Source organism: Parvibaculum sp. (assembly GCF_049671045.1).
In the GTDB taxonomy this organism is placed as follows: Bacteria; Pseudomonadota; Alphaproteobacteria; order Parvibaculales; family Parvibaculaceae; genus Parvibaculum.
Map to the genome: position 1 here is coordinate 1 of NZ_JBATUH010000118.1, position 12843 is coordinate 12843.

The 12843-nt window shown below is 65.7% G+C and carries 15 protein-coding genes; 8 read left to right on the top strand and 7 right to left on the bottom strand.

What is annotated here, in order from left to right; translation table 11 throughout:
- Together WBG82_RS14090 and WBG82_RS14095 are read right to left on the bottom strand one after the other, a co-directional pair.
- A partial coding sequence (locus WBG82_RS14090) for a hypothetical protein (RefSeq protein WP_424425255.1) occupies window positions 1-323 on the bottom strand: 323 nt, incomplete at its 3' end.
- Window positions 304-447: a hypothetical protein gene (locus tag WBG82_RS14095; RefSeq protein WP_424425257.1), complete on the bottom strand. Its 144-nt coding sequence runs from the start codon at window positions 445-447 to the stop codon at window positions 304-306. The genes WBG82_RS14090 and WBG82_RS14095, both read right to left, overlap by 20 nt.
- 278 nt (window positions 448-725) lie before the next feature.
- On the opposite strand from WBG82_RS14095, the gene WBG82_RS14100 reads away from it, so the two are divergent.
- From WBG82_RS14100 to WBG82_RS14110, 3 genes are read left to right on the top strand one after another with little or no spacing between them, the layout of a single operon-like run.
- Window positions 726-1343 (top strand): shikimate kinase, encoded by a 618-nt coding sequence (locus tag WBG82_RS14100; protein ID WP_424425259.1) that lies wholly within the window; start codon window positions 726-728, stop codon window positions 1341-1343.
- The gene (aroB, locus tag WBG82_RS14105; RefSeq protein ID WP_424425261.1) at window positions 1340-2476 is read left to right on the top strand and encodes a 3-dehydroquinate synthase; all 1137 of its coding nucleotides are present in this window, start codon (window positions 1340-1342) and stop codon (window positions 2474-2476) included. The genes WBG82_RS14100 and aroB overlap by 4 nt, the downstream gene beginning before the upstream one ends.
- Window positions 2476-3765 carry an HlyC/CorC family transporter gene (locus WBG82_RS14110; protein WP_424425263.1) on the top strand — a complete coding sequence of 430 codons (1290 nt, stop codon included), beginning with the start codon at window positions 2476-2478 and terminating at the stop codon, window positions 3763-3765. Before aroB ends, WBG82_RS14110 begins: the two co-directional genes overlap by 1 nt.
- Here the strand turns inward: WBG82_RS14110 and WBG82_RS14115 are convergent.
- Window positions 3762-4046 (bottom strand): BolA family protein, encoded by a 285-nt coding sequence (locus tag WBG82_RS14115; RefSeq protein WP_424425265.1) that lies wholly within the window; start codon window positions 4044-4046, stop codon window positions 3762-3764. The two genes, WBG82_RS14110 and WBG82_RS14115, sit on opposite strands and share 4 nt — an antisense overlap.
- A gap of 78 nt (window positions 4047-4124) precedes the next feature.
- Between WBG82_RS14115 and WBG82_RS14120 the strand changes: the two genes are divergently transcribed.
- From WBG82_RS14120 to WBG82_RS14135, 4 genes are all read left to right on the top strand, one after another.
- Window positions 4125-4805: a DnaJ domain-containing protein gene (locus tag WBG82_RS14120; RefSeq protein WP_424425267.1), complete on the top strand. Its 681-nt coding sequence runs from the start codon at window positions 4125-4127 to the stop codon at window positions 4803-4805.
- 153 nt (window positions 4806-4958) lie between these two features.
- The gene (gene cobS / locus WBG82_RS14125) at window positions 4959-5930 is read left to right on the top strand and encodes a cobaltochelatase subunit CobS (RefSeq protein ID WP_324301524.1); all 972 of its coding nucleotides are present in this window, start codon (window positions 4959-4961) and stop codon (window positions 5928-5930) included.
- Window positions 5931-5964: 34 nt separating this feature from the next.
- A complete protein-coding gene (gene cobT / locus WBG82_RS14130) occupies window positions 5965-7869 on the top strand; it encodes a cobaltochelatase subunit CobT (RefSeq protein ID WP_424425269.1) in 1905 nt (634 codons plus the stop codon).
- 156 nt (window positions 7870-8025) lie between these two features.
- Window positions 8026-9183: an esterase-like activity of phytase family protein gene (locus WBG82_RS14135; protein WP_424425271.1), complete on the top strand. Its 1158-nt coding sequence runs from the start codon at window positions 8026-8028 to the stop codon at window positions 9181-9183.
- On the opposite strand, the gene WBG82_RS14140 is transcribed toward WBG82_RS14135, so the two are convergent.
- The 3 genes from WBG82_RS14140 to meaB form a co-directional block, all read right to left on the bottom strand.
- Window positions 9092-9784 carry a hypothetical protein gene (locus WBG82_RS14140; protein ID WP_424425273.1) on the bottom strand — a complete coding sequence of 231 codons (693 nt, stop codon included), beginning with the start codon at window positions 9782-9784 and terminating at the stop codon, window positions 9092-9094. The genes WBG82_RS14135 and WBG82_RS14140 overlap by 92 nt on opposite strands.
- Window positions 9785-9901: 117 nt before the next feature.
- On the bottom strand, window positions 9902-10195 hold the full coding sequence (gene rpmB, locus WBG82_RS14145) for a 50S ribosomal protein L28 (RefSeq protein WP_424425275.1): 294 nt from the start codon (window positions 10193-10195) through the stop codon (window positions 9902-9904).
- Window positions 10196-10414: 219 nt separating this feature from the next.
- Complete coding sequence (meaB, locus tag WBG82_RS14150; RefSeq protein ID WP_424425277.1) at window positions 10415-11413, bottom strand: methylmalonyl Co-A mutase-associated GTPase MeaB; 999 nt, start codon at window positions 11411-11413, stop codon at window positions 10415-10417.
- Window positions 11414-11577: 164 nt separating this feature from the next.
- On the opposite strand from meaB, the gene WBG82_RS14155 reads away from it, so the two are divergent.
- A complete protein-coding gene (locus tag WBG82_RS14155) occupies window positions 11578-12459 on the top strand; it encodes a DUF3108 domain-containing protein (RefSeq protein ID WP_424425279.1) in 882 nt (293 codons plus the stop codon).
- Between the two features lie 5 nt (window positions 12460-12464).
- Here WBG82_RS14155 and WBG82_RS14160 read toward each other — a convergent pair whose 3' ends face one another.
- Window positions 12465-12638, bottom strand: coding sequence for a hypothetical protein (locus WBG82_RS14160; protein ID WP_424425281.1), 174 nt, complete (start codon window positions 12636-12638; stop codon window positions 12465-12467).
- Window positions 12639-12843 lie beyond the last annotated feature (205 nt).

A 12843-nucleotide genomic window follows, 5' to 3' on the forward strand; every position in this document is an offset into this window, starting at 1 on the left:
CGGCCCGGCAGCGCCTGCAAGGTGCGCGTGGAAGCCTCGCCGGTCGCCACGGGAGCGCCGGGAAAAGCGGCGGCGGGCTCGACGGGCGATATGCTTTCCGGCGCGGTCGCGCCGAAGCCCGGCGGCACGATGCTGCGAGGCGCGCTGTCGGCAGGCTCTGTCTCCTCGGCGGGCGCGGGAAGCTGCGATTGCGGTATGGTGCCGAGCGTCTCCGCCCCCGCCCCGAGCGGAAGCGAGGCAAGGAGCATCGCGGCGAAAAACCGGGCGCCGAGCCCGGCCCGCCCGCGGCTCACGCCGGAAGACTTAACGCGGAAACTGGCCATCGGGCAGCACCTTCTCCACATTCTGGACAGATGGCTCCGCCGATTGGCCGAGATAGATGACGCCGCCCAGGATGATGACCGCGAAAACCGCGAATACGGCAAGCAAACGCATGGCACTGCTCATTTATTGTCCTCTGGCTAAAGCCCCACCATTTCGCCGGTCGGACGTTGAGTTTCCCCTTTATGCCCGTCTTGCGGCGAAATTTGGGCGCGGATTCCGACCGGATGCTATATCTGGCCTGACCGGGTCCGGTCCATCCGGCTATGGGCGTCCGCGCCGGCCATCAGGCTGCAGGCGGGCGGGCGATCGGCTAGATTGGACCGGGAACGAACGAGGCACTTTCCGCCCCATCAGGCCGCAAGACCCGCCCCCACATGTATTATGGATAGATTGAAGGAAAAATGACGACCGAGACAAGAGGAAGCGCGCCCTTTTCCGATCCTTCGTCCGCTGCGGCGGAGGTCGCGGAGGCTGCGCGGCCCGGCGACAGGTCCATCGTCCTTGTCGGTCTCATGGGAGCGGGCAAGACCACGGTTGGAAGGCGGCTTGCCCAGCGGCTTGCCCTGCCCTTCGTCGATGCTGATACCGAGATCGAGCGCGCGGCCGGAGAGACCATTCCGGAAATCTTCGAGCGCCATGGAGAGGCGGTGTTCCGCGACGGCGAGCGGCGTGTCATCGCCCGCCTGCTCGAACAGGGCCCCCAGGTGCTCGCAACGGGAGGCGGCGCCTTCATGGACGCGACGACGCGCGCGAATATTGCCGCGCGCGGCATTTCCATCTGGCTCAAGGCCGATCTCGACGTGCTGATGCGCCGCGTGGGCCGCCGCTCGAACCGGCCGCTCCTCAAGCAGGGCGATCCGCAGGCGATGATGGAAAAACTCATGGCCCAGCGCTATCCCGTCTATGCCGAGGCCGACATCACGGTCGAAAGCCGCGAAGGGCCGCTCGAGACGGTCGTGGACGACGTCATCGCGGAGCTCGAAAACTACAATGGAAGGGCAAAAGAGGCCGTCAAATGAGCGCAACACAAGCAAGCGCCCACGATGTGAAGACCGTCCGCGTCGCACTCGGCGAGCGGGCCTATGACATCCATGTCGGCCCGAAGCTGATCGCGCGCGCGGGCGAGTTCCTGAAGCCGCTGCTCCGGCGCGCTCGCGTCGCCATCGTGACCGACGAGACGGTCGCCCGCTTTCATCTCCCCGCGCTCGTGCGAGGCCTCGATACGGCGGGCATCGCCCATGACGCGATCGTGCTGCCGCCCGGCGAAGGCACGAAATGCTTCGCCCAGTTGCAGCATCTGACCGAATGGCTGCTCGAAAAGGGCGTCGAGCGCGGCGATCTCGTCATCGCGCTTGGCGGCGGCGTCATCGGCGATCTCACGGGCTTCGCCGCCTCGATCACCCGGCGCGGTGTCGATTTCGCGCAGATCCCGACGACGCTTCTTTCGCAGGTGGACAGCTCCGTCGGCGGAAAGACCGGCATCAACACGCCGCAGGGCAAGAACCTCGTCGGCGCCTTCTACCAGCCGCGCGTCGTGCTCGCGGATACGAGCGCGCTCGAAACGCTGCCGATGCGCGAGCTGCTGGCCGGCTATGCCGAAGTGGTCAAATACGGCCTCATCAACGACCGGCCCTTCTTCGACTGGCTCGAAGCCAATGTCGAACGCATCAAGGCCGGCGATGTCGCCGCGCGCACCCATGCGATCGTGAAAAGCTGCGAGGCCAAGGCCGCCATCGTCGCGGCGGATGAGCGCGAGAGCAATGTCCGCGCGCTCCTCAATCTCGGCCACACCTTCGGCCATGCGCTCGAAGCGGCGACGGGCTTTTCCGACCGCCTCGTCCATGGCGAGGGCGTCGCCGTGGGCATGGCGCTCGCCTTCGATCTCTCCGCGCGGCTCGGCCTCTGCAGCGGCCAGGATGTGATCCGCGTCCGCCGCCATCTCGAAAAGGCGGGCCTGCCGAAGAGCCTTGCCGATGTGCCGGGCGCGCTGCCCGATGCAGATGAACTCATCTCGCTCATGGGGCAGGACAAGAAGGTTGTCGACGGCAAGCTCACCTTCATTCTCGCCCGCGGCATAGGCGAGGCGTTCATCACCCGCGATGTCGATCCCGCAGCCCTTCGTACGCTCCTGCGGGAGAGAGAGGCAGCCTGATGACCTCGCTCGGCATCGGCCTGACGATTGCGGCAATCGCCGTCCTGCTCGGCCTGTCGGCATTCTTCTCGGGTTCGGAGACGGCGCTCACCGCCGCCTCGCGCGCCCGCATGACGCGGCTTGCCGAGGAAAAGAACTGGCGCGCTCAGCTCGTCCTCCGCCTCACCGACGATCTCGAGCGCCTGATCGGCGCGCTTCTCCTCGGCAACAATCTCGTCAACATCCTCTCATCGGCGCTCGCGACCGGCCTTCTGCTGGCGATCTTCGGCGATGCGGGCGTTCTCTACGCAACGCTCGTCATGACGGCGCTCGTCGTCATCTTTTCCGAGGTGATGCCGAAGACCATCGCCATCACCAATACGGACCGCTTCGCGCTCTTCGTCGCGCCGATCGTGCGCATGGTGCTTCTTGTGTTCGCGCCGCTCACTGTCGCCGTGCGCTTCATCGTTCGCGGCACGCTCGGAATTTTCGGCGTCGATGTCAGCGAGACGGCCAATGTACTCTCGCCGCATGACGAACTGCGCGGCGCGATCAATCTCCATCTCCGCGAGGGCGGAGTGGTCAAGAGCGACCGCGACATGCTGGGCGCTATTCTCGATCTCAGCGATCTCACCGTCGGCGACATCATGGTTCACCGCAAGAACATCAACATGATCGACGCCTCGGCCTCGAACGAGGAGATCGTCTCGCAGGTTCTCGCCGCGCCCCATACGCGCATTCCGCTGTGGCGCGACGAGCCGGAGAACATTGTCGGTGTCCTCCATGCGAAGGACCTGCTGCGCGCGCTTTCGAGCGCCGGCTGGAAGCCCGGCGCGGTCGACATCGCCGCCATCACCATCAAGCCCTGGTTCGTGCCGGATACGACGCCGCTTCAGAACCAGCTCAACGCCTTTTTGCGGCGCAAGACGCATTTCGCCCTCGTCGTCGACGAATATGGCGCGCTGATGGGCCTCATCACGCTCGAGGACATTCTGGAGGAAATCGTCGGCGACATCTCCGACGAGCACGACATCGAGCGCTCGCGCGTGCGCCTTCAGCCGGATGGCTCCGTTATCGTCTCGGGCGCCGTGCCGATCCGCGACCTCAACCGCAAGCTCGACTGGCACCTGCCCGACGAGGAGGCGACGACCATTGCCGGCCTCGTCATCCATGAGGCGCGCGCGATCCCGGAAGTCGGACAGGCCTTCACTTTTCACGGGTTCAAGTTCGAGATCCTGCGCCGCCAGCGCAACCAGCTCGCCGTGCTCCGCGTGACCCCGGTGCGCGCGAAGTCCGGCGCCGCCGATTAGGCCGTTTCGGCCGCCGCTTCCTCGGGCGTCAGCGTCCGCATGGAGAGCGCGTGAACGGGATTGCCCATCTCCTCGGCAAGCGCGGCCGTCACCATTCTCTGCCGCGCGACACGCGGCTTTCCGGCGAAAGCAGCCGATATGACGGTGATCCTGAAATGTGTCTCGACGCCCGGGCGATGGCCCGCATGGCCCTTGTGCCGGTCGGATTCGTCCACGATCTCGAGCAGCGAGGGCGAGAGCGCGGCCTCGAGTTTTTTCCTGATGATTTCCGCGACCGACACACGCCACCTCATTAATCTTGCTGCAAGCCGCGCCATGCTTCCTTGTTTTGCGGGGCCCGCCAACCCATAATTTGTATCGTGAACCTGAACTCGAAATATTTCGATTCCATCCGCATCGCCCCCCGCAAGGAACGGGGGCTGGAAGGTGCCGCTTCCGCGCGCCAGAAATTCGGCGAGCCGGCGCCGCAGCGCTGCGAATGGGAGGGCTGCCGCGCCGCGGGCCTTCATCGCGCGCCCAAGGCGACCGCGCGCCAGCCCAATGTTTCGGAAGACAAGCCCTATCGCTGGCTTTGCAGCGAGCACATACGCGAATTCAACCAGAATTACGACTTTTTCCAGGACATGACCGACGCCGAGATCGCCGCCTTCCAGCGCGACGCGATCACCGGCCACCGGCCGACCTGGGGGCTCGGCGTCAACGCCGCTCCCGGTTATGGCGCCGGCCGGCGGCAAGGCGCCGGGCGCATGGGCCGGGGCCGCCCCTTCCATGACGCTTTCGGCTTCTTCGAGGATGCCGCAGGGGCAAGGCCGGAAGAGCCGCCGCAGCCGAGCCGCCGCAAGCCGCGCACGCTGGAGCGACAGGCTTTGCAAACACTGGGGCTTGACGAGACGGCTACCTTGAATGAGATCAAGTCCCGGTATAAGGAACTTGTGAAAAAGCACCATCCGGACGCCAATGGCGGCGACAGATCGGCCGAAGAGCGTCTGCGCAAGGTAATCCAGGCCTACGATTACCTCCGAAAGAGCGGCTTCTGCTAAACTGTGGCAGGCAGGGCTGGGACGGCGCGCCTTGGCTTGAGGCGCGGGCCGCAGCATGAATCGGATCCCGCACGCGGTTTCCGACCGACAAGAACGAGAAAAACGGCACGACGTGGGAAGCAGGGTACGATGAGCTTAGAAGTGACAGGCAGCATGTCTGAGAACCTCCCGGACACGACCGTCTCGGTTCGCGAGGTGTTCAATATCAATGTGGACATGCAGGTTCCTGCATTTTCGCAGCCGAACGAGTATGTGCCGGATTTCGACCCGGACTATCTCTTCGACCGCGACACCACGCTCGCCATTCTCGCCGGCTTCGCCTACAACCGCCGCGTCATGGTGCAGGGCTATCACGGCACCGGCAAATCGACGCATATCGAGCAGGTGGCCGCGCGCCTCAACTGGCCGTGCATCCGCATCAATCTCGACAGCCATATCAGCCGCATCGACCTCGTCGGCAAGGACGCGATCGTCCTTCGCGACGGCAAGCAGGTGACGGAGTTCCGCGAGGGCATCCTGCCCTGGGCGCTGCAGCACCCCGTCGCGCTCGTCTTCGACGAATATGACGCCGGCCGCCCGGACGTGATGTTCGTGATCCAGCGCGTGCTCGAAGTCTCCGGCAAGCTGACGCTCCTCGATCAGAACCGCGTCATCCGCCCGCATTCGGCCTTCCGCCTCTTCGCCACGGCGAACACGGTCGGCCTCGGCGACACGTCGGGCCTCTATCACGGCACGCAGCAGATCAACCAGGGCCAGATGGACCGCTGGAACATCGTGACGACGCTCAACTACCTGTCGCACGACGCCGAAGTGAACATCATGCTCGCCAAGATCAAGGCCTATCAGACCGAAGAAGGCCGCAAGAAGATCTCCGCCATGGTGCGCGTCGCCGACCTCACCCGCTCCGCCTTCATCAATGGCGACATCTCGACCGTGATGAGCCCGCGCACCGTGCTCACCTGGGCCGAGAACGCGCAGATCTTCGGCGGCGATCTTGGCTTTGCCTTCCGCGTGACCTTCCTCAACAAGTGCGACGAACTCGAGCGGGCCACCGTTGCCGAGTTCTACCAGCGCTGCTTCGGTGAAGACCTGCCGGATTCGGCCGCCAACGTCATGGTTGCGTGAGATTGAGAAAGGGAGCGCTTCGGCGCCCGGTCACATGACATCCAGGGAAGGGCCCGTCGAACCGTTCAAGCGTGCGCTGACGACTGCCATGCGCACGATTGCGGAAAATCCCGAGCTGAGCGTGACCTTCGGCACCGAGCCACCGGGTCTGCGCGGCCTTCGCGCGCGCCTGCCGCTGCCGAGCCGCACGCTTCCGCCCGAGGAAGTGGCGCAGGTGCGTGGCGTTTCGGACGCCTATGCGCTCCGCCTCGCCCATCACGACGAGAAGGTCAACGCCCGCCTTCAGCCCGAAGGCGGCAATGCGCTCGCCGTCTTCGATGCCGTCGAGCAGGCACGCTGCGAGTCGATCGGCGCGAACCGCATGGCCGGCATGGCGCAGAACCTCGCCGCCGCCCTCGAGCAGCGCTGTCAGGCGCGCGGATATAACCGCATCAAGACGCGCGAAGAGGCTCCCCTCGCCGAGGCCGTCGCCATGATTGTGCGCGAGCAGCTCACCGGCGAAGCGCCGCCTCCCTCAGCCAGAACCCTCGTCGATCTCTGGCGGCCCTGGATCGAGGAGAAGGCAGGCAAGGACCTCGGGCGCCTTCAAGCGCTCATGGAGGACCAGACCGCCTTTGCCCGCGCGACCCGCGACATCCTCGTCGATCTCGACATGGGCGACGAGCTTGGCCAGGCGCAGGACCAGTCCTCCGAGGACAGCGACCAGCAGGAAGGCGATTCCGAGCAGTCCTCCGAGCAGAGCCAGTCGGGCGAGGCCGAGCAGCCCGAAGGCGCCTCCGCCGACAAGGTCGAATATTCCGAAGGCGAAGGCGAGGAAGGCGAGGAGCAGACCGTCGAGGTCGAAAGCGACGAGATGCCCGCCGATGGCGATACCGACGAGACGAGCGAGGGCCATCAGCCCTGGCGCCCCAACGGACAGGGCGACGAGCGCGGACGCGAGCCGAGCTACAAGGTCTATACCTCGCAATATGACGAGGTCATCGCGGCCGAGGACCTTTGCGACATCGAGGAACTGTCGCGGCTTCGCCAGTATCTCGACCAGCAGCTCCAGCAGATGCAGGGCGTCGTCTCGCGCCTTGCCAACCGCCTGCAGCGGCGCCTGCTCGCCAAGCAGAACCGCACCTGGGAATTCGATCTCGAAGAGGGCCTGCTCGACGCATCGCGGCTCACCCGCGTCGTCATAGACCCCTTGCACGCGCTCTCCTTCAAGGTCGAGCACGACATGAATTTCCGCGACACGGTGGTGACGCTGCTTCTCGACAATTCGGGTTCGATGCGCGGGCGGCCGATCACGGTCGCGGCGATGTGCGCCGACATTCTCGCCCGCACGCTCGAGCGCTGCGGCGTCAAGGTCGAGATCCTCGGCTTCACTACCCGCGCCTGGAAGGGCGGACAGTCGCGCGAGCGCTGGCTCGCCGAGGGCAAGCCCGCCATGCCGGGCCGCCTCAACGACCTGCGCCACATCATCTACAAGTCGGCGGACAGCCCCTGGCGGCGCGCGCGCCGCAATCTCGGCCTGATGATGCGCGAGGGCCTCCTCAAGGAGAACATCGATGGCGAGGCGCTGATCTGGGCCTACAACCGGCTTCTCGCGCGTCCCGAGCAGCGCCGCATCCTCATGGTCATTTCGGACGGCGCGCCGGTCGACGACTCGACGCTCTCCGTCAACGCCGGAAATTATCTCGAGCGGCATCTACGCAGCGTGATCGAGCAGATCGAAACCCGCTCGCCCGTCGAACTCATCGCCATCGGTATCGGCCATGACGTGACGCGCTACTACAAGCGCGCCGTCACCATCGTCGATGCGGAACAGCTCGGCGGCGCCATGACCGAAAAACTCGCCGAACTGTTCGAGGAAGAAAGCGGACAAGGCCGCGCGGGCCCTGCCTCGCGCATGCGCGCCGGCGCATCGAAGCTCGCAGCCCGTTCCATGCGTTGAGCCGCCACGCGGCGCTTCGCCACAGATATTGTTCGCGCTTTTCTTTGTCGCACGGGGCAGGCGCTTGTGCATCGCCGCCGCCCCGATATGATGCCCGCACGTTCGGATAGGTCATGCGCCGCCCGGTCATGACCGGTTGAGAGAAAGTACAGATTGATGGGCTGGTCCAGGCGTTCCCTGCCGGTTGGAGCCTTCGCGCGGCATACGACCGCCTCTCTGCTCGCCGCCTTCGTTCTCCTCGCTTCTCCCGGCCTCCCCCACGCAGCCGACGCCGAAGGCGACAGGATCGAGCTTTCGACGCAAGCCGTGCAGTGGAACCCGAAGGACCGCAGCGACTTCGATGCCGGAAAGCTCGAATGGGCCGGCGGGATCGAGATCAAATCACCGAGCAAGGATTTCGGAGGCTGGTCCGGCATTTCCATCAGCGCCGATGGCTCGACGCTTCTGGCGATTTCCGACCTCGGCAAATGGATGACCGCGCAGCTTCTCTATGACGAGAAGGGACGGATCTCGGGCATGGGCGATGCGCGCATCGCGCCCATGCTCGGTCGCGACGGCAAGCCGATCGAGGGCAAGGAACTCGCCGACGCCGAAGGCCTCGTCGTGGACGGCACCAATCCGCTCAAATCCGTCGCCTATGTGAGCTTCGAGCGGCACCACCGCGTTTGGCGCTACGATCTTCACAAGGACGGCTTCGACGCGCGCCCGGCACAGATCCTGACCCAGCGCCAATTCGGACGGCTCAGCACCAATGCCGGCATCGAGGCGCTGACCATCCTGCGCCCGGCCGAAGCAAACAAGCCGCCCCGCCTTCTCCTCGTGACCGAAAACACCCGCGACCCGCGCGGCAACGTCCGCGCCTTCATCACCGAGGGCCGCGCGGTGAAGCGCCTGTCCTTCCGCCTGCACGATCCCTACCACCCGACCGACATCGCCCGCCTGCCCGATGGCGACCTCCTGGTGCTCGAGCGCCGGTTTTCGCTCCTTGCCGGCGCGGGAATGCAGATCCGCCGGATTCGCAAGGAAGACATCAAGCCCAATGCCATCGTCGATGGCGAGGTTCTGCTGGAGGCCGGACGCGAGCGTTCGGTCGACAACATGGAAGGGCTGTCGATCCGTCAGGACCAGCGGGGCAATGTCTGGGTCTATGTGATGTCGGACGACAACCGGAACCCGCTGCAGCGCACACTGCTCGTCATGTTCCGGCTCAAGTCGGAAACGGTCATGCCCCACCATACCCAGGGCACGGCCGAATCGACCGGCGAAGCATCTGGGTCGGCACAAGCTGCCCCAGCGCCCAAACAAGCTGAATAGCGCCGAGCACGGCAAGCCTCGGCAGCGCCGCCTCGTTCCACTCGCCGCCCATCGCCGTGTGGAAGGAAGCCGTGAAGACGAGCCCGCCCATGAGCGCGGCGACGAAGGGCGCCTCCCACCACGGAATGCCCCGCAGCCGGTCGAAGAAATAGATATTGACGATCTGGCCGAGAAGCAGCGAGCCCGTGAAGGCGATGGCCACAGGCACGGGCGCGACCTCCTCCACGAAGGAGGCGATCAGGCCCTCGGATTGCGCCCAGAAGATGCCCCCGGCGATGAGCGCCCAGCTTGCGACGGCCGTGCCGAACGCGATCGAGGGCCCGTGGCGGCGGCTCGTGAGGTTGAGAACGAAGAAGACGGCCGGAAGAAGCAGCACGCCCCGGTTGAGCCAATCGCCCCGGGCAGGGTCGAGAGAGGGATCGAAGGCGATGAGAAAGCGAAGCTCCCTCGCCGGATCGCCGCGAAAGGCCCAGGCAAGCGCCAGAACGGCAATGAGCGCCGCCACAGGCACGATCGAGTGCCCGATCGCCGCGAGCACCCGCGCGACGAGGCTTGCGCGCTTTGGCGGAGCGCGCCGTTCAACCCCGCTATCAAGCAGCATTGCATTCCCCCGAATTGCGGCACGAAGTCTAGCCGCCGGGAAATGTATCTGAAAAGCAAAACGGGCGGCCGAGGCCACCCGTTAACCTGTTTTGGAGCCCTGTCCGGGCGCGTCAGTTCAGGCCTGCGCGGCCGCGCGCGCCTTCTCGATGTCGCGCTTGAGCTTCTGGGCGCGGGTCGAAAGGTCGGTATCGCGCGCCTTCACGAGGAAAGCGTCGAGCCCGCCATTGTGCTCGACCGAGCGCAGGGCATGGGCGGAGATGCGCAGGCTGTACTGGCGGCCAAGCGCGTCGCTGAGGAGCGAGACATTGCAGAGATTCGGCAGGAACCGGCGCCGCGTCTTGCGGTTGGCGTGGCTCACATTATTGCCCGACATCACGGCCTTGCCGGTGAGTTCGCAACGACGCGACATGGGACCATTCCTTGCAAGTTCGGGGACAGGAGGCCCGATATTTTCCGGACCGCACCCGATTCCCTCAGGTTTCGAAAGTTTTTGACGGCGCAAGCCACCAAGGGCGCGTCCGTCACAGGCGGGCACGTATAAAAGGCCCTCTCCCGCCCGTCAAGGCCCCGCGCCTTCCGCCAGCGCGAAAACGGCAAGAATCCGCGCAAAACCGCCGCCGGAAAGGCCTCAGTCCCGCGCCTCGCCCAGCACCACGGCCAGAAGCCGCCGGGCCGCCGCCGTGGGCGTCGTGCGGCCCGATTCCACATCCGCCTCCAGCGCCGGTATGAGCCTTGCGGCTTCCCTGTTCGCTTTCAGCGCCGCGAAAAGCCCCTCGCGCACCTCCGTCCACATCCAGGATGTGGCCTGCGCCGCCCGAACCCGGTCGAGTTCGCCCCCCGCCGACATGGCCTCGCGGTGCTGGCCGACCGCCTCCCAGATCGCCTCCAGCCCCTCGCGCCTGAGCGCCGAGGCGAGTTTCACCGCCGGCTTCCAGAAGGGGCTCTTGGGCCGCATCAGGTGAAGGGCGGTTTTATATTCCATCGCCGTCCGCTTCGCCGCCGGAATGAGGTCGCCATCGGCCTTGTTGACGACGATGAGATCGGCAAGCTCCATGATGCCGCGCTTGATGCCCTGCAACTCGTCGCCCCCTCCCGGCGAAAGCAGCAGCAGGAACATGTCGACCATATCGGCGACCGATGTTTCCGACTGGCCGACGCCGACCGTCTCGATCAGCACCACGTCATAGCCGGCCGCCTCGACGAGAAGCATGGCCTCGCGCGTGCGCCGCGCGACGCCGCCAAGCGTCCGCCCCGCGGGCGAGGGCCTGATGAAGGCGTTGGGATCGCGCGCCAGCATCTCCATGCGCGTCTTGTCGCCCAGGATCGAGCCGCCGGAGCGCGCCGAGGACGGGTCGATGGCGAGCACCGCGACCTTGAGGCCGCGCGCGGTGAGGAAGGTGCCGAAGGCTTCGGTGAAGGTCGACTTGCCGGCGCCGGGCGGGCCGGAAAGGCCGAGCCTGATCGCCCGGCCGGTATCGGGAAGGAGTTCGGTCAGCAGCGCCTGCGCGGCCTGCTGGTGATCGGCGCGCGAGGATTCGACGAGCGTGATGCCCCGTGCAAGAGCTACCCGCTCGCCTTTCCTGATGCGCGCGGCGAGCGTGGCCGGATTGTCGCTTCTCTTGTCCATGGCTTTCGTCTTTCCGGCCTTCTGGAGATTCGGCGGGGTTCAATGGCTTCCATACCCGCCGGGCCCCCCCTTGGGAAGACCCTGGCGGCACGATACGCAAGCAGCCTTGCGACTATACTAGGCGAGATTCGCGACCCGATGGATGGCACCCGGAGGACCCGGATTTGCGAAATCATGTGAGGCTCGCCGCGCTCGCCGGAGCCGCCCTCATGCTTCTTGCCGCCCATTGCGCCAGCGCGGCCGCCTTTCCGCCGCTTCCGCTCGCCCGGCCGGGCTCAACGGCTCCCACGCCCCTGCCGGAGGCGCCACGGCAAAAGGTCGAGGCCCAATTCACGATCTATCTCGGCGGATTTCTGTTCGCGGTCGGCAATTTCACGGCAGATTTCACGGACGACACGTATCGCCTGAACACGCTACTGACGACGGCAGGTCTGCCGCGCGCCTTCTACGAGGCCGAGTTCAGGCTTTCGAGCGAAGGACGGCTCGAATCCGGCCGTGTCAGGCCCGACCGCTATGTCTCGAACTCACGGGAAAAGAGCAGCGCGCGCAAGATCACGCTCGATTACGACAGCGATGCCATGCCCCATATGACGGCAGTTCCGCCCTATGAGCCGGGCGACCTCGTCGATGTGGCGCCCTATCAGCAGATCGGGACGCAGGACCCCGTGAGCGCCGCGCTTGTGCCGGTCGCGGGCGAGGCGAGCCCTTGCGACCGCACCATCCCCGTCTTCGACGGGCGCCGCCGCTACGATCTCAAGCTGACCTATGACAGCGAGAAGAAGATGACGCCGCGCGGCCTCTCCTCGCCCCGCAAGGTGATCGTCTGCAATGTCCGCTATGTTCCCGTGGCGCCGATCGAGAAACGGAAATTCACCGAAATGCTGAGCCGGAACGACAGCATCAAGGTCTGGTTCGCGCCTTTCGACGGCGGGCGCGTCTACCTGCCCGTCCGCCTGCAGCTACGCACGCCGCTCGGCGGCGCCGTCATGGAACTCACGCATCTGAGCGAAAGCACCAACGCGCCGGGCGCAAACGGCGGCCAATAGCGGCGCTAGTCGGCGATATAGCCGCGCGCTTCGTCGAGGAGCAGCCGCAGACGCAGGACGAGATCGCTCTCCGGAGATGTCGAGGAATGCTCCATCTCGGCAAGCAGCGACTCGAGGCGCCGGGCGAGATCCTTGTAGTAAGCCGAATTGGCGTTTGGGGCAGTGATAGCCTTCGTCAAAATAGCCTCGTCGCGCATCGCAAATGCGCGTCCACAGAGGCACTCCCCACCCAAGGTGCCGATCAGATCTCGCTTTCTCTCTTTCGTCTGTGCGACAGCCGCGCTCTCCCGGAGCCCATCTCTCCGGGATACGCCTGTTTCGGCTGCCGGTCGCCAATGCCGCCCGGAGACCGATGAGCCGCCCGCGCCGTCAACCCACCGGCAT

Coding starts and splice junctions, on each gene's coding strand:
- WBG82_RS14110 (WP_424425263.1), top strand. CDS start 2,476: ATGACCTCGCTCGGCATCGGCCTGACGATTGCGGCAATCGCCGTCCTG.
- meaB (WP_424425277.1), bottom strand. CDS start 11,413: ATGGACAAGAGAAGCGACAATCCGGCCACGCTCGCCGCGCGCATCAGG.
- WBG82_RS14140 (WP_424425273.1), bottom strand. CDS start 9,784: ATGCTGCTTGATAGCGGGGTTGAACGGCGCGCTCCGCCAAAGCGCGCA.
- cobS (WP_324301524.1), top strand. CDS start 4,959: ATGTCTGAGAACCTCCCGGACACGACCGTCTCGGTTCGCGAGGTGTTC.
- WBG82_RS14100 (WP_424425259.1), top strand. CDS start 726: ATGACGACCGAGACAAGAGGAAGCGCGCCCTTTTCCGATCCTTCGTCC.
- aroB (WP_424425261.1), top strand. CDS start 1,340: ATGAGCGCAACACAAGCAAGCGCCCACGATGTGAAGACCGTCCGCGTC.
- rpmB (WP_424425275.1), bottom strand. CDS start 10,195: ATGTCGCGTCGTTGCGAACTCACCGGCAAGGCCGTGATGTCGGGCAAT.
- WBG82_RS14095 (WP_424425257.1), bottom strand. CDS start 447: ATGAGCAGTGCCATGCGTTTGCTTGCCGTATTCGCGGTTTTCGCGGTC.
- cobT (WP_424425269.1), top strand. CDS start 5,965: ATGACATCCAGGGAAGGGCCCGTCGAACCGTTCAAGCGTGCGCTGACG.
- WBG82_RS14135 (WP_424425271.1), top strand. CDS start 8,026: ATGGGCTGGTCCAGGCGTTCCCTGCCGGTTGGAGCCTTCGCGCGGCAT.